At 72.4% G+C, this 19,570-nt stretch carries 14 protein-coding genes; 8 read left to right on the top strand and 6 right to left on the bottom strand.

Annotated features, from left to right (window positions below; genetic code table 11):
- Positions 1–146: 146 nt before the first annotated feature.
- The 7 genes from G9H72_RS15835 to G9H72_RS15805 all read left to right on the top strand — a co-directional run bounded on the left by G9H72_RS15835 (position 147) and on the right by G9H72_RS15805 (position 11,091).
- Entirely contained in the window at positions 147–707 is a 561-nt protein-coding gene (locus G9H72_RS15835; RefSeq protein ID WP_166172809.1) for a hypothetical protein, read from the top strand.
- 1,354 nt (positions 708–2,061) lie between these two features.
- Complete coding sequence (locus tag G9H72_RS15830; protein WP_166172807.1) at positions 2,062–2,889, top strand: sugar phosphate isomerase/epimerase family protein; 828 nt, start codon at positions 2,062–2,064, stop codon at positions 2,887–2,889.
- Between the two features lie 80 nt (positions 2,890–2,969).
- Positions 2,970–3,893 carry an ABC transporter permease gene (locus G9H72_RS15825; RefSeq protein ID WP_166172805.1) on the top strand — a complete coding sequence of 308 codons (924 nt, stop codon included), beginning with the start codon at positions 2,970–2,972 and terminating at the stop codon, positions 3,891–3,893.
- Positions 3,894–3,940: 47 nt separating this feature from the next.
- Positions 3,941–4,972, top strand: coding sequence for an ABC transporter substrate-binding protein (locus G9H72_RS15820; RefSeq protein WP_166172803.1), 1,032 nt, complete (start codon positions 3,941–3,943; stop codon positions 4,970–4,972).
- Positions 4,973–4,983: 11 nt separating this feature from the next.
- Positions 4,984–5,787 (top strand): ABC transporter ATP-binding protein, encoded by an 804-nt coding sequence (locus G9H72_RS15815; RefSeq protein WP_166172869.1) that lies wholly within the window; start codon positions 4,984–4,986, stop codon positions 5,785–5,787.
- A 60-nt stretch (positions 5,788–5,847) separates the two neighbouring features.
- Positions 5,848–6,891 carry a Gfo/Idh/MocA family protein gene (locus tag G9H72_RS15810; RefSeq protein WP_166172801.1) on the top strand — a complete coding sequence of 348 codons (1,044 nt, stop codon included), beginning with the start codon at positions 5,848–5,850 and terminating at the stop codon, positions 6,889–6,891.
- A gap of 138 nt (positions 6,892–7,029) precedes the next feature.
- Positions 7,030–11,091: a PKD domain-containing protein gene (locus tag G9H72_RS15805; protein ID WP_196791281.1), complete on the top strand. Its 4,062-nt coding sequence runs from the start codon at positions 7,030–7,032 to the stop codon at positions 11,089–11,091.
- Positions 11,092–11,308: 217 nt separating this feature from the next.
- Here the strand turns inward: G9H72_RS15805 and G9H72_RS23100 are convergent, their stop codons facing one another.
- Together G9H72_RS23100 and uxaC are read right to left on the bottom strand one after the other, a co-directional pair.
- Positions 11,309–12,658, bottom strand: coding sequence for a mannitol dehydrogenase family protein (locus G9H72_RS23100; RefSeq protein WP_166172799.1), 1,350 nt, complete (start codon positions 12,656–12,658; stop codon positions 11,309–11,311).
- Positions 12,655–14,088, bottom strand: coding sequence for a glucuronate isomerase (gene uxaC / locus G9H72_RS15790; RefSeq protein WP_166172797.1), 1,434 nt, complete (start codon positions 14,086–14,088; stop codon positions 12,655–12,657). Before uxaC ends, G9H72_RS23100 begins: the two co-directional genes overlap by 4 nt.
- A gap of 196 nt (positions 14,089–14,284) precedes the next feature.
- Here uxaC and G9H72_RS15785 point away from each other — a divergent pair, with 196 nt between their 5' ends.
- Positions 14,285–15,556 (top strand): lactate racemase domain-containing protein, encoded by a 1,272-nt coding sequence (locus G9H72_RS15785; protein ID WP_166172795.1) that lies wholly within the window; start codon positions 14,285–14,287, stop codon positions 15,554–15,556.
- A gap of 44 nt (positions 15,557–15,600) precedes the next feature.
- On the opposite strand, the gene G9H72_RS15780 is transcribed toward G9H72_RS15785, so the two are convergent.
- Genes G9H72_RS15780 through larE form a run of 4 tightly spaced genes read right to left on the bottom strand, consistent with a single transcriptional unit; the run spans position 15,601 to position 19,433 of the window.
- Entirely contained in the window at positions 15,601–16,734 is a 1,134-nt protein-coding gene (locus G9H72_RS15780; protein ID WP_166172793.1) for a LacI family DNA-binding transcriptional regulator, read from the bottom strand.
- Positions 16,731–17,915 carry a nickel pincer cofactor biosynthesis protein LarC gene (larC, locus tag G9H72_RS15775; protein WP_166172791.1) on the bottom strand — a complete coding sequence of 395 codons (1,185 nt, stop codon included), beginning with the start codon at positions 17,913–17,915 and terminating at the stop codon, positions 16,731–16,733. The genes G9H72_RS15780 and larC overlap by 4 nt, the downstream gene beginning before the upstream one ends.
- Complete coding sequence (gene larB / locus G9H72_RS15770; protein ID WP_166172789.1) at positions 17,912–18,589, bottom strand: nickel pincer cofactor biosynthesis protein LarB; 678 nt, start codon at positions 18,587–18,589, stop codon at positions 17,912–17,914. The genes larC and larB overlap by 4 nt, the downstream gene beginning before the upstream one ends.
- Positions 18,582–19,433 carry an ATP-dependent sacrificial sulfur transferase LarE gene (larE, locus tag G9H72_RS15765; protein WP_166172787.1) on the bottom strand — a complete coding sequence of 284 codons (852 nt, stop codon included), beginning with the start codon at positions 19,431–19,433 and terminating at the stop codon, positions 18,582–18,584. The genes larB and larE overlap by 8 nt, the downstream gene beginning before the upstream one ends.
- Positions 19,434–19,570: the final 137 nt, after the last annotated feature.

Below are 19,570 nucleotides of genomic sequence, written 5' to 3'. Positions count from 1 at the left end.
CCCCGGTCGCTCGGCCGCCCGCGATCGACGGTCCCGGTCGTGAGCGCAGATGAGCGCTTCCTCATCGTCGCCTCACAGCCGGCTCATCGACCGGCGCCAGATTCCGGGTGCGAGGGAACCCGTCCCTCCCGACCCGAGGAGCAACGATGCGTCTTCTGTCAGTTCTCACGGCTGCCGGCCTCGCGACCGGTGCGTTCGCCGTCCAGGCAGCCCCTGCCGCCGCTGACGAGCGGGTCTGCCGCGGCACCCTCGGTGCCGTCACCGTGGACAACCTGCGCGTGCCGAGCGGAGCCTCCTGCACCCTGCAGGGCACGACCGTCAAGGGAACCCTCAAGGTCGAGACGCGGGCCTCGCTCACCGCCGGCGCCGTGCGCGTGGTGGGCAACGTGCAGGGTGAGGGCGCACGCTCGGTCCGGCTCAGCTCCTCCACGGTCGGCGGCAGCGTCCAGATCAAGCAGGGCGGCGGTGCGGTCGTGACGAACAACCGCATCAGCGGGGACATCCAGTACGACGAGATGACCCAGTCGCTCGAGGCGAGCAGCAACGTCGTCGGCGGCAACATCCAGATCGTGAAGAACACCGGCGGGGTCCGCGTCGTCGAGAACCGGATCGACGGCGCCCTGCAGTGCAAGGAGAACAGGCCGGCACCGACCGGCAGCGGGAACCAGGCGGGCGAGGGCAAGGAGGGGCAGTGCCGCTCGCTGTGACCCGGTCGGCCTGAGGACCGCTGTCCCCTGCCGCACCGGCGGCGGGGGACGGCGATCAGGCAACGTCCGGGGACGTGCTGGGCCGGCATCCTGCTCGTGTGCACCTGGAGCGCTCCCGTGCGGGAGCTTCCGTCGTGGCAGCCACGGCGGGCCTGAGCCTGCTTCCCGGCGGCTGCGCCACGGATGTCGGAAGACCACAGACGACTTCGCCGCGGAGGCACAGGGCGAGCCCGACGTTCGAACGCTCTCGCTGCTGATCCGCACCGTCGTCCGCTGCATCCAGCGAGTGCGGGTCGGCGCAGCGCCATTGCTGAAGCAGCGTGCCGCCGACCCGGTCGAGCACGCTTCGGGCGACGGTTGCGCCTGCGATGCCGTCCCAGCTGTTCCTCCCTGCGGGGCGACGACCGCCGCGGGAAGCCGCTCGCGACGAGCGGTGCTGCGAGCGTCGAGGAGCAGCCCACCCAGGTCAACGGCACTGACACGCGCACGCCGGGGAAGCCCTTCCCCGCCGAGACGCGCATACGTGCTCGAGCCGGCACTCGCCCTTGACCGCGCCGGCACGTGGGAGCCCAGCTCCCGGAGGGACGCGTCCGGCGCCCCGGGTGTTGTCGTCGCGGGGGAGCCGCGCGCCGACGAGCCGGGCTCCCGTCGTCGTGGAGCGGCTCCCTCGCGGCAGGGTAGTGCGACCGCGGCGGGCGTGAAGAAGCCGCCCGAGCGGGGCCCGTCGCTCGCGCCGCTGAGCATCGTGGGGCCGCCGGCGACTGCAATTGATTGCGCGAAGTTGCGCGCACGCCCTCGAGCCGGCCGAGCGGGCGCGGCGTGCATGTCGACGTGCGGGCGGCGGGCTCGATTATCGGTGTGACTGCCCTAATCAACCGACAGTGCCCCTGCGGTGCCTGCCGAGAGCGTGTCTTGATTGTTATGCCGGTCGGCTGGCAACTTCTGACAACCGATTGCCAGCCGAGGAACCCCCTGGCAATGCTTCCGGCATGTTCTCGGTCGTCACCGGCGACACCGTGGCGGGGCGAAGGCGCCTCCTGCACCACTTCGTGTGTGTCGCGACCTGCCATGGTGCCGCCCCGCGGGCGACGCCCGGCGCCGGGGGATGCCGGCGCACGGGGGATCGTCGCGGAGCAACTGTCGGCAACACGGTTGACGCGCTGCTGCGCGGGGCCGAATATGGCGCCGCGAGCCGGGCGCAATTCGCCGCGCAGTCGCCGGCCTCCGTTCCCCGAGCTGGTGCAGAGCACTGTCCGCTGGTCGGCGAACTCCTCTGTCTGTGGCCACCACAATAGCGGCGCCGTCCACTGCGCAATGAGCTCGCCCAACGACAAGAGGAAGCAGGGAATGCTCGATGTGGACGCTCTCCGGGTTCTCGGACGAGATCTCCGCCGACTTCGACGAGCAGTGCAAGGTCGCAGCCTCGTTGGGGCTCAAGTACATCGAGTTCCGTAGCGCCTGGAACGTCAACGTCCTGGACCTGGACGACGAGCAGTTGGCCACGGTGAGCCGGGTGCTGGCCGACCACGGCCTCGGGGTCTCGAGCATCGGCTCGCCCATCGGCAAGATCCGGGTCGACGAGGACTTCGACGCGCACCTGCGCCGCATGGAGCGTGCCATGGAGGTCGCGGCGCTCCTCGGGTCGTCCTACGTGCGCGTCTTCTCGTTCTTCATCCCCGAGGGCGACGACCCCGAGATGCACCGGAGCGAGGTGCTCCGGCGGATGGCGCGCCTCGCCCGCGTCGCGGAGGAGTACGACGTCGTCCTCCTGCACGAGAACGAGAAGGGCATCTACGGGGACATCCCGCGCAGGTGCGCCGACATCGTCGAGTCGGTGAGCTCGCTCAGCCTCGCGCTGGCCTGGGACCCGGCCAACTTCGTGCAGGTCGGGGTCCGCCCGTACGTGGACGGCTACGAGCTGCTGCGCCCCCACCTGGAGTACGTGCAGATCAAGGACGCCGTCCGCGCCAGCGGCGAGGTCGTCCCTGCCGGACGCGGCGACGGCGAGGTCGTGGAGACGATCAGGGCCCTCTGGGCTGACGGGTTCGACGGCTTCTTCTCGTTGGAGCCCCACCTGAGCGAGGCCCACACGATGGGCGGCTACTCCGGGCCGGCGCTGTTCGCGGAGGCATGGGAGGCCTTCGCCGAGATCTTGAAGGCGGAGAAGGTGCCCTTCAAATGAGCGGGACGAGCGGCCCGGCGACGGCGCGGCTCGCGGCGCAGGCAACCCGAGCACACGAGGATCGACGAGGGGAAGCGGAGATGAGGACGCACGGCCCGCACGTCCTGGAGCGGAAGGGAACGGCCACGTCGGGTGGTGTCCCGGAAGCCGGCGGCCCGAGGGGCGGTGACCGGGCGGACGCGGTCAGCAGGCCGGGTGTCGCCGGCCGCGTGGGGCGTCGAGCGCTCGCCCTGCTCTCCGTGTCCTGGAGGCCCGCCCTCGTGCTGGCCTTCCTCCTGCTCGTGTGGTGGTTCGTCGCCTGGCGCGAGATGGTCGCCTCATACCTCGTCCCGCCGCCCGGAGCCGTCGCCGAGACGCTCGTCGAGGAGTGGCGGATGCTGCTCGAGCACACGTGGGTCACCACGCAGGAGACCATCATCGGCTTCGTGCTCGCGACCGTGATCGGGGTCGCCACCGCCGTCCTGCTCGTCTACTCGAAGACGGCGGAGAAGGCCCTCTACCCGCTGATCCTCTTCGCCCAGGTGATCCCCAAGATCGCGATCGCGCCGATCCTGGTGGTGTGGTTCGGCTTCGGCCTCACGCCGAAGATCGTCCTCGCCGTGCTGATCGCGTTCTTCCCGGTGGTGGTCTCCGGCGTCGCGGGACTGCGGTCGGTCGACCCGGAGCTGCTCGAGCTCTCCGCCACGATGGGCGCCTCCCGGTGGAAGACGTTCACGAAGATCCGCTTCCCCACCAGCCTGCCCCAGCTCATGTCCGGGTTGAAGGTCGCGGTGACGCTCGCCGTCGTCGGGGCTGTGGTCGGTGAGTTCGTCGGCGCGGACCGCGGCCTCGGGTACGTGCTCCTGCTGGCGAGCGGCAACCTGGACGCGCCGCTGCTGTTCGCGGACCTGATCCTCATGTCCGCCATCGGCATCCTGCTCTTCGTCGCGATCGAGGCACTCGAGGGCCTCCTCATCCCCTGGCATTCGAGCCGGCGCGAGAACCCCCTGCTGTCGGGCTCGTAGCTCGTCCCGTCCTGCTGTCCGCGTTCCTTCGAGAGAGGTCCCACACGATGCGACGCTTTGGCTCCCTGACATCGATCCTTCCGCTGGCGGCGGCCGCAGCACTGGTGCTCAGCGGGTGCGGGGGCGACTCCGACGAGCCCGACGCCCAGCCGGCGGGCAGCGAGGGCGGCCTCGAGGAGGTCACCCTGACGCTGAACTGGGTGCCCTACGGCGAGCACGCCGCCTTCTACTACGGGGTCAAGGAAGGCCTCTACGAGGCCGAGGGGATCGACCTCACGATCCAGCCGGGCAACGGCTCCGGGAACACCGTGCAGCAGGTCGCGCAGCGCAACACCGACTTCGGGTGGGCCGACACGCCGCCGCTGCTCAAGGGCATCAACTCGGGGATGAAGGTGAAGAGCGCCGGCGTCTTCCTGCAGAAGGGGCCGAGCTCGGTGGAGTTCTTCGCCGACAAGGGCATCACCAAGCCGGCCGACCTCGTCGGCAAGCGGGTCGGCGGCACGCCCGGGGACGCGATGTACGGCACGTTCCCCGCCTGGCTCGAGCTCAACGGCGTCGACCCGGACGACGTGCAGGTGGTCAACATGGACGCGTCCGGGAAGATCGCTGCCCTCATCGAGGGCAAGGTGGACGCGATCCAGGGGTTCTACCACGACCAGGCGCCGACCATCGAGAACCAGACCGGCAAGGAGGTCGAGGCCCTGCCGTTCGCGGACTTCGGCATGAACCTGCTGGGCACCGGCCTGGTCGCGAGCGACTCGACGATCGAGGACGACCCCGAGCTGGTCGAGTCGATGGTCCGGGCGACCTCGCAGGCGTTCAAGCAGGCTGCGGCGAACCAGGACGCCGCTGTCGCGGCCATGTCGGAGATGGCGGAGCAAGCCCCTGCCCCTGAGGTCCTCAAGGCCCAGATGGACCTGACCGTGGGCCTGTTGGGCCTCGACGCCGCTCCCGCCCCCGGAGCCAACACCGAGGACCAGTGGGCGCGCACGATCTCGTTCCTCGCGCAGAACACGGACTTCGAGGGCAAGGACGACCCGGCGGCGTACTGGGCCTCCCAGTTCGGGGCCGAGCTGTGACGGCCCCGACCATGGCGGAGTCGGGGCACGCCGGCCGCACGGCCGAGCCGGTCATCGAGGTCCGTGGCCTGACCCAGCGGTTCACGACGAAGCGGTCGGTGACCGTCGCCCTCGACGACGTGGAGATGGTGGTCGCTCCCGGGGAGTTCGTGACGATCGCCGGGCCGTCCGGCTGCGGCAAGTCGACCCTCCTCAAGCTCATCGCCGGCCTCACGCCGGTGACGGAGGGGAAGGTGGCGCTGTACGGGAAGCCCGTGACGGGCCCGCAGCGTGACATCGGCTTCGCGTTCCAGCGATCCGCGCTGCTCCAATGGCGGGGCGTGCGCAAGAACATCCTGCTGCAGGCGGAGATGCGCGGCATGGACAAGCGGAAGGCAGAGGCGCGTGCCGACGAGCTCATCGCACTGACCGGGCTGACCGGCTTCGAGCAGGCGCTGCCGCACGAGCTCTCGGGCGGGATGCAGCAGCGCGTCGCCCTGTGCCGCGCTCTTCTCCACGAGCCCAGGGTCCTGCTCATGGACGAGCCGTTCGGCGCGCTGGACGCGCTGACCCGCGAGCAGATGAACCTCGAGATGAACCGGGTCTGGCGGGAGACGGGCACCACGATCGTCCTGGTCACCCACTCGGTCGCGGAGGCTGTCTACCTCGGGAACAGGATCGTCATCATGAGCGCGCGCCCCGGCCGCGTCGTGGAGACGCTCACACCCGGCCTGCCGGACGTGAGGGACTACGCCGCGACGATGGTCGACCCCCGCTTCGCCCGTGCCACCGAGCGCATCCGGGTCCTGCTCGGCGCGGCGTCCGCCCATGACTGAGCGACTGCCGGCCTCGTCCCGCACGACCGTCGCCCGCGCCTGCAGCGGAAGGAGCACGCGGTGACAGAGGGCAGGCTCGGCGTCGGGATCATCGGCCTCGGCGGCATCGGCCTGATCCACGCCCAGGCGCTGCACGAGCTGGCGGACAGGGTCGAGCTCGTCGCATACAGCGGCGTCGAAGGAGCATCCGCCGCAGGAGCCGGTTGGCCCGGCACGCCGATGCTCGCGCCCGAGGAGGTGCTCTCCCACCCCCGGGTGAGCGTCGTCGCCATCTGCTCGCCCTCCCAGACCCACGCCGCCCTGGCGCGGGACGCCCTCAAGGCCGGGCGTCACATCGTCGTGGAGAAGCCGCTGGCCCTCACCGTCGGCGATGCGCTCGAGGTCGCCCGTCTCGCTCGCCAGCAGGGCCTCGTGGTCTCGATGGTCTCCCAGCGACGGTTCGAGAGCGAGTACCGCTACCTCAAGCACGCGCTGGACTCCGGAGCCCTCGGGCACGTACGCCTCGCGATCACGCACGTCCACTGGTACCGCGACGAGGCCTACTACCGGAGCGCACCGTGGCGCACGTCGATGGCCGGCGGGGGCGGCTCCCTGATGAACCAGGGGGTGCACAACGTGGACCTGCTGCGTTGGCTGTGCGGCCCGGTCGAGAGCGTCACGGCTCACTACGGGACGCTCGGGCACGCGATGGAGGCCGAGGACACCACGGTCGCCACGCTGCGCTTCGAGTCCGGCGCCCTCGGCGTGGTGAGCACGTCCACGGCCACGCCGCCCGGAGACCCCGCGACCCTCACGCTCCACACCTCCCGTGGAGTGGTCCAGCTGGGGCAGGGCGAGGTGCTGCGCTGGGACGTCGACGGTGTCCCTCCGCCACCGGCCGACCCGGCGAGGATCGCCAGCGGGGCCGCCGACCCGCTCGCGATCGGGCATGCGGGGCACCTCAACCAGTGGCGTGACGTGCTCCGCGCCCTCGACGACGGGGTCGAGCCGCTGAACGGCCCGGACGACGCCGTCGAGACCGTGCGCCTGCTGGCGGCGATCTACGCGGCCGCGGGGACCGGGGCGCAGGCCCGGCCGGCCGAGCTCGGCGCAGCGGTGCACTGACCGCACGGGCTCCGGCCCGCGCTCCACCGATCGTCCCCGGGCAGGGGGAGCGGGGCCGCACGGGGGGTGACCCCCTCGCACAGACGGATCCGCTCGACGGGCTCCCGTCGAGCGCCTTTGCTGACCTATGGAGTCTTCATGAGAGCACATCGTCGTGCCCTGACCGCGGCATTGGGCGTCGTCGTCGCAGCCGGGCTCATGACCGCACCAGCCGTGACGGGGGCAGCCCACGCGGCCGACCCCGCGAACCCGATGGACCCGTCGAACTTCGACAAGGTGCCGCTCGTCACCCAGGGCCTGGCCGACCCGTTCGAGCTCGACGTCGCCGACGACGGCCGGGTCATCTACATCCAGCGCACCGGCGAGGTCAGGGTCATCGACCAGGAGACCCTGCAGGTGACGACGGCGCTCGACCTCGACTACCCGCTGAGCCTGCTCACCCAGTCGGACGGGCTGCTCGGCCTCACGCTGGACAACGACTTCCAGCAGAACGGCTGGCTCTACCTCATGTGGAGCGACCCGCAGGTGCCGAAGATGAACCTGTCCCGGTTCACCATGGGGGCGAACAACGTCATCGACCGCGCGTCGGAGAAGCGGCTGCTCGACTTCACCATCTGGCGCGGCGAGGGCCGGGCGAACTCGCACATGGGCGGGTCCCTCGCCATGGACTCCGCGGGCAACCTGTACGCCGCCACCGGCGACAATGCCGACCCCTTCGACCAGTCCGGGTTCACCCCGCTGGACGAGCGGCCCGGCCGCAGGGCCTGGGACGCGCAGGCGACGTCGGCCAACACCAACGACCTGCGTGGCAAGATCCTGCGGATCCACCCGGAGGCGGACGGCACCTACTCCATCCCGGCCGGCAACCTCTTCACCGCGGGCACCGAGAAGACCAGGCCGGAGATCTACGGCATGGGGTTCCGGAACCCCTTCCGCATCACGGTCGACCCGGAGACCGACGCCGTGCTGATCGGTGACTACGGGCCCGACGCCCGCTCGGCCAACCCGCTGCGCGGACCGGAGGGCATGGTCGAGCTGGTCCGGATGACCGGCCCCGGGAACCACGGGTGGCCGTACTGTCACGGCAACAACCAGCCGTACGTCGACTACGACTGGGCGACACGCCAGTCCGGCGCGACCTTCAACTGTGCCGCCCCGGTGAACGAGTCGCCCAACAACACCGGCCTGCGCGAGCTTCCGCCGTCGCAGGCGCCGATGCTCGCCTACGGGTACGGCGCCCACGCGCAGTACCCCGACCTCGGCTCGGGTGGCGCCGGCCCGATGGCCGGGCCGGTCTACCGCTACGACCCCGACCTCGACGTCAAGACCAAGTTCCCGCAGTACTTCGACGGCAAGTGGTTCGTCTCCGAGTACACGCGCAACCGCTACCTGGTGGCGACGCTCGACGAGCAGACGAGCCAGTTGCAGGCACTGCAGCGCTGGCTCCCGAACCAGACCTTCGTCTCGCCGTTCGAGGCGGAGTTCGGGCCGGACGGGTCGCTCTACATCATCGACTTCGGCCGAGGCAACGGCGCGGGACGTGGCAGCACGAACACCGATGCAGGCATCTACCGGATCGACTACGTGGCCGAGGGCCGTCGTCCGGTGGCCTCCTTCACGAGCAACGTCGACTCCGGGCAGGCGCCGCTCGCGGTGCAGTTTCACAGCGCGGGCAGCCACAGCCCCGACGGGCTGAACATCACGTACGCGTGGGACTTCAACAACGACAAGGTCGTCGACTCCACCGCCCCGAACCCCACCTACACCTACACCGCGAACGGGCAGTACACGGCGCGCCTCACCGTGACGGACACCGACGGCTCCACCGGCGTCTCGGTCCGCACGGTCACCGTCGGGAACACCCGACCGACGGTGGCGTTCACCACCCCGCTGGCCGGTGGCTTCGCCGAGCTCGGTGACACCGTGCCGTACGCGGTCCGCGTCACCGACGCCGAGGACGGGTCCTCCACCGCCGGGACGATCGACTGCGACGAGGTCGCGGTCAACACTCAGCTGGGCCACGACACGCACGCGCACCCGTTGGACAACTACACGGGGTGCAGCGGCTCGGTGTACCTCGACCCCGCGGACCACGGGCCGGGCCAGAACGTCTACCCGGTGCTCGGCGCCGGCTACACCGACCTCGGCGCACCGGGCGTGCCGGCCCTGAGCGGGCAGGACCGGATCCAGCTCCAGGTCCGCGACAAGGAGGCCGAGTTCTACACCCAGGGCAGCGGGGTCCAGACCGTGACGGACACGAGCGCCCGGGGCGACCGCTACGTCGGCGACATCGACGACGGCGACTGGGTGTCCTTCGACCCGGTGGACCTGAGCGGGATCCACAGCCTCACCCTCGGTGCCCGGCGCGGCGCGTACGACTCCGTCATCGAGGTACGGGTCGACAGCCCCACGGGCCCGAAGGTCGGCGAGGTCAAGGTCGCTGCTGCCACCGCCGCGGGCCAGCCGACGTCGCCCACGATCCCGGTGGGCGACCGGCCCGGCACCACGACGCTCTACCTGGTGTTCAAGGCTGCGGGGCAGCCGGCGGGCGGCGCCGACGCCCTCAGCCTGGACTGGCTGGTCTTCCACGGCCGCGGGGTGGCCGACGACGCCGCTCCCACGGTGACGGCAACGGCCGCCCGGGGCAGCGGCAACAACGCCCGCACGGTCTCGTTCAACGGCTTCGCCTTCGCACCCGAGGGCCGTCAGATCGACTCCTACACCTGGGACTTCGGCGACGGCACCACCGCGGAGGGCGCGCGCGTCAGCCACACCTACGCCCACGCCGGGCAGTACACGGCGCGGCTCATCGCCTCGGACAGCGAGGGGGCACGCGACTGGACGACGATCCGGCTCTCCGTCCCCGCAGTGGCGGCGGGCACGGCGCTCGACGGCATCGCCACCGCTCTGTCGGGCTACACCACCGACGGCACGATCAGCGAGCGGACCGCGGCGAACGTCCGCTTCCCGCTGGACCGGGCGATCCGGGAGCTCGCCGCCGGCAGTGAGCTGCGGGCGATCGGGTACCTCGAGCAGTTCGTGGCCCGCGTGGAGAACCAGGTGAAGGGCGACGCCGCGGACCTGGCGGCGCGGCAGGCGCTGGTCTCCGCGGCCGAGGCGGCCATCGCCGAGCTGCAGACCGTGGACGACACCGAGGACTCCTGCCAGTACGGCTACGGCCCGTCCCACACGGTGCACTTCGGCACCGGGGACGCTGCGTCCGGGGTGCCCAACTACGACCTCGGCGACGGCTGCACGGTGATGGACGCCGTCATGCGGGACGCGCCCTTCACGACCCACAGCGCGTTCCTCGGGACCGTGGACCGGGTCACCGCCGGGCTCGTAGACGACGGGGTGCTGTCCGCGGCCCAGCGCACCGCGATCCGCGCAGCGGCCGAGGCGTCCCGGATCGGCCGGGCACAGCCCGTCACGCGCGACCGGGCGCTCGACATGAGCAGGATCGGGCTGGTGGGGTACACGGTCCGCGCGCAGCTGCCGGCACCGAGCACCACAGCCACGCTGCAGGCCCTGAGCTCCTGCGGGTACCAGAACATCGAGCCCTCGGGCAGCGTGCGCAGCTTCTACGGCTACACCGCGGCGCAGCTCGCCCCGCTGGCGAAGGCGGCCGGCCTCCAGGTGCCGTCGCTGGGAGTGAGCCTGGGCAACCTGCAGAACGACCTCCCCGGCGTGATCGCGGAGGCCAAGGCGGCGGGGGCCACGTACGTCCGCATCTCCGGCTCGGCGAGCTGGAACGCGCAGCGGTACGCGGAGGTCGCCGCGATCCTCAACGAGGTCGGTGAGAAGCTCGCCGCCGAGGGGATCACGGTCGCGTTCCACAACCACGACTACGAGCTGGTCGACCTCGGGAACGGCGTGCGCGGCCTGGACATCCTGATCCGGGAGACCAACCCCGAGTACGTGGCGATGGAGCTCGACCTGCACTGGGCGGCCCGTGTGGGCACGGACCTGGTCGGGCTGCTGCAGCAGTACCCGGGGCGCTTCCCGCTGATGCACCTGAAGGACCTGGCGAACGGCACCTTCGCCGACGTGGGCACGGGGACGATCGACTTCGCCTCGGTGTTCGCCAACGCCGAGCTCGCCGGGCTGGAGTACGGCTTCGTGGAGCACGACAACCCGCGGCCGGACGGCATCACCTCGGCCTGCAACAGCATGGCCTACCTCGAGCAGCTGCGCTACTGACGCACTACGCCACAGCACGGGGCCCGCGCTGCCATGAGCAGCGCGGGCCCCGTGCTGTGCGCGGCCGACGCCCGCTCGGCTGTTGTCGGAAACCGGTGGGAGCCGGCACGACCGCGCCGCAGACGACGACGCAGTGCCGAAGGTGACGGGCGCGACGGCAGTGCCGACTCGAGCCGTTTGACGACCGGCCGGGCCGCGCGCTGCGGGCTCCGGCGGCTCAGCCGCGAAGGCCGCCGGTGGCCGCCACGACGGCGCGGGCCAGCTCGTCGTCGTCGCCGAGGTCGTCGCCCAGGGCGGCCAGGACGCGGCGCGCGGCGTCCTCGAGCCGCCCCTCCGCCAGCCCGAGCAGCTCGGCGGCCCGCACGTCGCGCACGGCGGAGCCCCTGTCCCGCAGGCACGTCAGCCACGCCGCCAGCACGAGGGCCGCTGCCGTGGGGACGTTGCCGCGGGCACGCTCGGCGCGGAGCACGGGAACGATGCGCACCGGCAGCTTCTGAGAGCCGTCCGTGGCGATCTGCTCGAGCCGGTGCTGCAACCGCGGGTTCCCGAAGCGCTCCAGCAGCGCCTGCCGGTAGAGCTCGACGTCCGCGCCGGGCAGGCGCAGGTGCGGGGTGCACGTGTCCCACCAGGCGAGCACCCACTCCCGGCAGGCGCCGTCGCGCACTGCCTCCGCGACGGTCGCGTGCCCGCGCAGCCCACCCGCGTACGCCAGCAGGGAGTGCGCGCCGTTCAGCAGCCAGAGCTTGCGCTCCTCGAACGGCCGGACGTCCGCGGTGAAGACGGCGCCGGCGCTCTCCCAGCCCGGCCGGCCGCCGGGGAAGTCCCCGGCCAGGGCCCACTCGGTGAAGGGCTCGGTGACGACGGGGCACCGGTCGTCGACGCCTGTGGCGGCTGCGACGCTCTGCCGGTCGGCGGCCGTGGGCTCCGGCGTGATGCGGTCCACCATCGTGGCCACGACGCGGGCCTGCTCCTGCATCCACGGCAGCAGCGAGGGGTCCGCCGCCTCCGCCATGTCCAGCAGGACCTGCTGCAGCGCGGCGCCGTTGTCCGCGAGGTTGTCGCAGGGCACGAGCGCGATCGGCCCGGCGTCGGCGGCCCGTCGGGCACGGAGCCCCGCCAGCAGCCTCGCGGGCGCGGTCCGCACGTCGGCGCCGTGGCCGGACCGCAGCGCCGAGATGTCCGCCTCCACCTGCGGGTCCCGCCGGTCGAGCCGGCCGGAGCCGTCGCGTCGGTAGCCCGCCTCGGTCACCGTCAGGGTGACGACCCGGACCTCGGGGGAGGCGAAGTAGCCGCCCCAGGCCTCGCCGTCGTCCGCGACGTGGCAGGCCGCCAGGGACCGGACGGTGGCGTACTCGTCTCCCCCGGCGTTGCGGGTGACGAGCGTGTAGGCGTTCTGCTGCGCCGCCAGAGCCGTGGCCAGATCTGGCCGTCGCCCGGCGAAGGCGGCGATGCCCCAGGACTCGGCGTCGTCGGCCCGGTCGGTGTACCACGCCTGGTGGGCTCGGAAGAACGAGCCGAGGCCGAGGTGGAGCGCGGTGACGGGACGGCCGGGTCGCTCGTGGCTCACAGCTTGAACACGTGCCGGGGCCGTTGCGTGACGAGGTCCACCGCTGTCTCGTACGCCTCGTCCTCGCCGAGCCGGTGCTCGGCCACCAGCCCGGCGAGATAGCCGCTGTCGAGACGGCGGGCCATGTCGTGCCGTGCCGGGATCGAGCAGAAGGCGCGGGTGTCGTCGATGAAGCCGGACGTGCGGGTGAACCCCGCCGTCTCGGTGACCGCCGAGCGGAAGCGCCGGATGGCGTCGGGCGCGTCGAGGAACCACCACGGCGCCCCGACGTACACCGAGGGGTAGAAGCCGGCCAGCGGCGCGAGCTCGCGGGAGAACGTCGTCTCGTCCAGGGTGAACAGGACCAGGTGCAGGTTGGGATGGGTGCCGAACCGCTCCAGGAGCGGTCGGAGCGGGTCCGTGAAGGAGCCGTGCAGCGGGATGTCATGGCCCGTGTCGGCCCCGAAGCGCGCGAGGGTCGGACGGTGGTGCCCCCGGCGTACCCCCGGGTGCAGCGTCATCACCAGGCCGTCCTCGCACGACATGCGGGCCATCTCCAGCAGCATGTGCCGGCGCAGCGCAGCCGTGTCCCTCGCGTCAGCGGACCCACGCAGCGCTGCCTGGTAGACACGTTCGGCGTCCTCGGGCGGCAACGGCTCCGTGCCGACGTCCTCGTGGCTGTGGTCGGCCGAGGTGGCGCCGTGGTCGATGAAGTACCGGCGGCGGGCCTCCATCGCCGCGACCCATCCGGCGTACGTCCCGGTGGAGGTCGCGGCCGCGTCGCCGAGCAGCGCGACGGCTTCGGCCCAGCCGGGGTCGCCCGCCTCGAGGAGCCGATCGGGCCGGAACGTCGGAAGCACACGTCCGGAGAAGCTCGGGTCCGCCGCAAGCGCCCGGTGGGCCGACAGGTCGTCGCAGGGGTCGTCGGTCGTCGCCAGCACGCTGATGCCGAAGCGGTCGAACAGGGCGCGTGGCCGGAACGCGGGCTGCCCCAGGCACTCGACGACCTGGTCGTAGATCACGTCCGCCGTGTCCCAGCTCGGCCGCAGCCGCACCCCGAAGATCTCGAAGAGCTCGGACTCGAGCCAGCCGCGGACCGGCGTTCCCCGAAAGACGTGCCAGTTCTCGCAGAAGCGCCGCCATGCCGTCCGGGAGGCCTTCTCGTCGAGCACTTCCTCGCCGACACCCAGCTCGGCCAGCGGTACGCCGCTCGCGTGCAGCAAGCGGGTCACATAGTGGTCCGGAGTGACGAAGAGGCTCGCCGGCTCGGCGAACGGGCGGTCGTGGAGGAGCAGCTGCGGGTCCACGTGCCCGTGCGGCGACACGATCGGGAGGTCGGCCACGGCCCGGTAGAGGCGCCGGGCGATCTCCCGCGTCCCCGGGTCAGCCGGAAGCAGCCTGTCCGGGTGCACGTCCAGCTGCGCACTGATCATCCGGGTGTCGGTGAGCATGTCGTCATGCTGCAATCCGGCAGCTTCGTCAGCAATCGCTTGCCGTCAGTTGCCGCGTGCCCTTGACACCCTGCACCGCCGATCGGGCGAGTTCTGGCACCCCGGAAAAAGCACGGCAATTCACGGCAAGGTGTTGTGCGTGGGCCCTGCCGGATGACTGCATGAACCGGAAGCTCATCGCACACGGGAGACGACCATGAGCGCCTCGAGCGCGGCAATTCTCGGAGACGGACAGGGCATCCTCTCCGCGGGCCAGGTGCGGCAATTCGTCCGGCGGCAGTTGGACGGGCAGGACGTCGACGGTCGCAGCGTCGTGGTCCTGGTGCCCGACGGGACCCGGAGCTGCCCGCTGCCCGCGCTGCTGGACGCGGTGCACCAGGCGCTCGCCCCGCGCGTCGCGCGGATGACCGTGCTGATCGCACTGGGCACCCATGCGCCGATGTCCGAGGAGGAGATCGCCCGGCTCCTGCAGCTGCCCGAAGGCGGGCTCGCCGAGCGCTACCCCGGCATGACGGTGCAGAACCACGAGTGGTGGGACCCGGAGACCTTCGTGTCGCTGGGCGCCATCGGCCCCGCGCGGGTCAACGAGCTGTCGGGCGGGATGCTCGACGTCGCCGTCGACGTCCGCGTCAACCGGGCCGTCGTCGAGAACGACGTCACGCTGATCCTGGGGCCGGTGTTCCCCCACGAGGTCGTCGGCTTCTCCGGAGGGGCGAAATACCTCTTCCCGGGAGTCGCGGGTCAGGAGGTGATCGACCTCTCCCACTGGCTGGGGGCCCTCATCACCAGTGCCGAGATGATCGGCTCTCCCGGCGTCACGCCGGTGCGCGCGCTCATCCACGACGCCGCCGCGCTCGTCCCCAGCCGGCAGTACGCCCTGAGCGTCGTCGTCCAGTCGGGGACCGGAGCGCTGCACGCGGTCGCCTTCGGCTCCCCCGAGGAGTCGTGGGCGGCAGCGGCGGAGGTGTCGGCCCTGGTGCACGTGCGGTACCTCGACCGCCCCGTCCGGCGCGTCCTCTCCCTCATGCCGGACCGGTACGACGACATGTGGACCGCGGCGAAGGGGATGTACAAGGTCGAGCCTGCGGTGGCCGACGGCGGGGAGGTCGTGATCTACGCTCCGCACGTCACGGACTTCAGCCGGGTGCACAAGGAAATCACCGAAATCGGCTTCCACTGTCGGGACTTCTTCCTCAAGCAGTGGGACCGCTACCGCCACCACCACTGGGGAGTGCTGGCGCACTCGACCCACCTGCGGGGGCAGGGGACGTACGACGAGCAGGCCGGCGAGCACTGCCGGATCACGGTCACCCTCGCCACGGGCATCAGCGAGGAGGCGACGAGGGCGGCAGGCCTCGAGTACCTCGACCCGGCGACTCTGGACGTGGCCGGATGGCAGGCCGATCCCGACACCCTCGTCGTGCCGCAGGCCGGGGAGGTGCTCTTCCGGGTGCGCCCCCGCGCCTAGCCCCGGCGCACGCGCACGCGGTCGGCCGCGGGTGAGCGGCAGGCTCAGGCGCTGCCCGCCGGCACCGGGGCCGTCATGCGGCGCAGGCGCGACGCGCCCCGCCGCCGGGTGAGCGGCGCCGCGGTCGACTCCCGGACCACGAGGCGGACCGGCAGGACAGCCGCCTGCCCGGTCCGCACCGGGGCGCCGGCGAGCTGTGCCACCAGGTCGCGCACGGCCGCCGTTCCCAGTGCCCGCAACGGCGACGCCACCGTCGTCAGCGCCGGGCTGCAGAAGTCCGCGCCGAAGATGTTGTCGAAGCCCACCACGCTGACCTGCTCGGGCACCTGCACGCCGAGCCGGGCCAGGCCGCGGACCAGGCCGATCGCGAGCAGGTCGTTGTAGGCCACCACCGCGGTGGTGTTCGGCTGGCCGAGCAGGTCCTCCGCCGCACGGATCCCGCCCTTGAGCGTCGGCGGGTACGGCCCCAGACGGCGCGTCTTCAGCTCGAGCTCGGTCCCGGCCTCGCGCAGGGCCCGCCAGCGCATGCCGTCCGCCCAGGAGGCCTCCGGGCCGGCCACGTACGTGATGCTCTCGTGGCCCAGCTCGCCCAGGTGCTCGGCCGCGCGCCGCATGCCCCGCGCGCTGTCGGACACGATGCTCGGCACGTCGGCGACGAGGCGGTTGAGCACGACCATGGGCCGTTGCTTCGCGGCCATGCGGATGGCCGAGTCGGACATGCGCGAGCCGCCCAGCACGATGCCCTCGACGACCGGCAGCGAGTGCTCCAGCGCCGACCGCTCGAGCTCGCCGCTCTCCTGGGTGTCGGCCAGCAGCATGGTGAACCCCGCCTCGGCGGCGGCGGACTGCGCCCCCCGGATGACCTCGAAGTAGACCGGGTTGGTGATGTCGGAGAGGACGAGCCCGATCATCGACGTGCGGCCGGTGGGCAGGGCCCTCGCCAGCGGGTTCGTCCGGTAGCCCAGGCGCTCCGCGGTGTCCCGGATCCGCTGTGCGGTCTCCGCCTTGACGCGCCCCGGCCGGGAGAAGGCGCGCGAGACGGTCGAGGCCGCGACACCGCACTCGCGGGCGATGTCGTAGATGGTCGGCGTTGCCCCGCTCCTGCCCTCCTCGCCGTAGCGGATGCGGTCGGCCGGGTCGGGCACCTGGCGCGCCCGTGGGAGCGGCCCGGTGGTCATCGGGCCGCTTCCGCGGCCGCGATCGCCGCCGCGAGAACCGACTTCTCCGAGCGACCGAGCGCGGCGCCGGCGGCTGCCACGTCCTCGTACTCCGGCTGCACGTTGACCACCTGTCCGTGTAGGAGCCCGACCTTGACCCGGACCACCGCTCCGTCGACCTCGACGGTCCGGAAGCTGCGCTCCAGCGCGTGCTTGGCAACCGCCCGCTCGCGCACGCCGAGAGCAGAGGTCTCGCGGAAGACGAGCTCGCGAAGCGCGTGGGCATCGGCCGCGCCGGCCAGCACGCTCAACGTGTGGGCGGGGCGCCCCTTCTTCATGAGGATCGGCGTCAGCCACGCGTCCCGAGCCCCCGCGTCCATCAGCCGGCGGAGCACCGCCGGCCAGAGCCGGGGGTCGAGGTCGTCGACGTTGGTCTCCATCAGGATCTCGCGCTCGCTCGCCGCGTCGGCCGCGGCGGCCGCGGCGGCCCCGACGAGCACGCGCAGCACGTTCGGGCGGTCGGGCAAGGAGCGCGAGCCCGCGCCGGTGCCGACGCGGTCGAGCACGAGCGCCGGCATGGGCCCCCAGACGTCCACGTGCTCCGCGAGCAGGGCAGCACCCGTCGGGGTGCACAGCTCGACGGGCACCGGCCCGCCGTGCGCCGGCACCGCCGCGTCGGCCAGGACGCGCACGACCGCCGGGCCGGGCACCGGCAGGACGCCGTGGGCGGTGCGTACGGTGCCGGCGCCGAGCGCGAGTGGCGTGCAGTGCAGCGTGTCGAGGCGCAGGGCGGCGAGGCCCCAGCACGCTCCCACCACGTCCATCAACGAGTCCACGGCCCCCACCTCGTGGAAGTGCACGTCCTCGGGCGCCACCCGGTGCACCGCGCCCTCGGCCGCCGCGAGCCGGGCGAAGGTGGACAGCGCGCGCCGGCCCACCGCCTCCGGGAGCGGGAGCGTCTCGAGCAGCGTGCGGATGTCCCTCCAGGTGCGGCTGGGCTGCTCGTGAGCCGGCCGGAGGCGTACCGCGGTGGCGCCGATGCCTGCGCGCAGGACCGGCTCGGTCTCCACCGAGACGGCCAGCTGCAGCCGCTCGGCGACGTCGCCGACGTCCACCGCGCCCAGGTCGGTCAGGGCGCCGAGCAGCATGTCTCCGCTCGCCCCGCAGGAGGCGTCGACCCAGCCGACGGCCCGCGCGCTCATGCCTGCGCGATCTGCGCGGCTAGGTGGCCGGCGCCGTACCCGTTGTCGATGTTCACGACGGCGACACCGGGAGCGCAGGCGTTCAGCATGGCGAGCAGGGGGGCGAGCCCGCCGAAGGCGGCGCCGTACCCGACCGAGGTGGGGACTGCGACGACGGGGGCGCTCACCAGGCCGGCGACCACGGCAGGGAGGGCGCCGTCCATGCCCGCGACCACCACGACGACCCTGGCGCGGCGCAGGAGCTCCAGGCGCGCGAGCACCCGGTGCAGCCCCGCCACCCCCACGTCGACGACCAGCTCGCACTGCCGGCCCAGGTGCAGGGCGGTGAGCACGGCCTCTCGCGCGACGGGCAGGTCCGACGTGCCGGCGGCCACGACCACCACCAGGCCGCCCGACGGCTCCGGGGGCTCGGACGGCCATGCGAGCAGCCGGGCCTCCGGGTCGTGGGCCGCGTCCGGGAGCTCCTGTCGGACGGCGCGGGCGTGGCCCTCGCTCGCCCGGGTGAACAAGGTCGGCACCTCGCGCTCCCGCAGGGCCGCGGCGATGGCCCGCACCTGCTCCGGCGTCTTGCCTTCACAGAAGACCGCTTCGGCATAGCCCCTGCGCCGGGCGCGGTCGTAGTCCAGGTCGGCGAAGGCCGACAGCGGAGCGGCCGTGGCCGCGAGCTCAGCCATGCCGCGCCTCCACCAGCGGGAGGGTGAAGGCGCCGGACTGGATCCCGGCGAGGTCGACGGCCACGAAGTCGAAGCCGGCGGCGCGCACCGTCCGGACGATCTGCGTGCGCATCGGCTCCGCAGCCGCCCTCGACAGGTCCTCGGGGAGCAACTCGACCCGCGCGACCGCTCCGTGATGGCGGACGCGGAGTTCGGCGAACCCGAGTTCTGCCAAACCTGCCTCGGCATCCTCGACCTGGCGTAGCTTCTCGGGGGTGACCTCGCTGAAGTGCGGGATCCGTGACGCCAGGCAGGGGGCCGCGGGCTTGTCGGCGCACGGAAGGGCGAGGGCCCGGGCGATGGCGCGTACGGTCGACTTGCCCATCCCGGCGTCCGCGAGGGGCCGGAGGACGCGGTGGGCGGCCGCGGCGCGCGCCCCCGGGCGGTCCGGGCGCCGCGCGTCGTCCGCGTTCTCCCCGTACGCGACGGCGGTCAGCCCGTGCTGCCGCACGACGTCGTCGTCGATGGCCGCGAACAGCTCGTTCTTGCAGTGGAAGCACCGGTCGGGCGCGTTGCGCCGGTAGGCCTCCAGGCCGGCCTCGGACGTCTCCAGCTCGAGGAGGGGGGCCCCGATGTGCTCGGCCACCCGGTGGGCAGCGGCCCGCTCCCTGCTCGCCAGGCTGGGCGACACCCCCAGCACGGCGAGGACGTTGTCGCCGCCGACCGCCGCGGCAGCCAGGGCCAGGAGCACCGAGGAGTCCACCCCGCCGGAGAACGCCACCCCGACCCGGCCCTGGCCGCGCAAGGCGTCGACGACCCTGTCGGCGGCGGCCCGCTCGGCCCTCGCCAAGGTGGTGAGCTGCATCCGCCCCGCCTTCCGCCCATCGCTGCCGGGTCCCTCGCGCCTCGACCTGCCGTTCACACGGATGCAACCACGCCGTCACCTGACGATGGCAAGCGGTTGTCACCAGTTGTCGCATTACGTGCAGGCGTGGGCGGGCG

The organism is Motilibacter aurantiacus, assembly GCF_011250645.1.
Classification (GTDB): Bacteria; Actinomycetota; Actinomycetes; order Motilibacterales; family Motilibacteraceae; genus Motilibacter_A; species Motilibacter_A aurantiacus.
The sequence above is the reverse complement of the archived record's forward strand: the minus strand, read 5'-3'. Positions and strand labels throughout refer to the sequence as shown.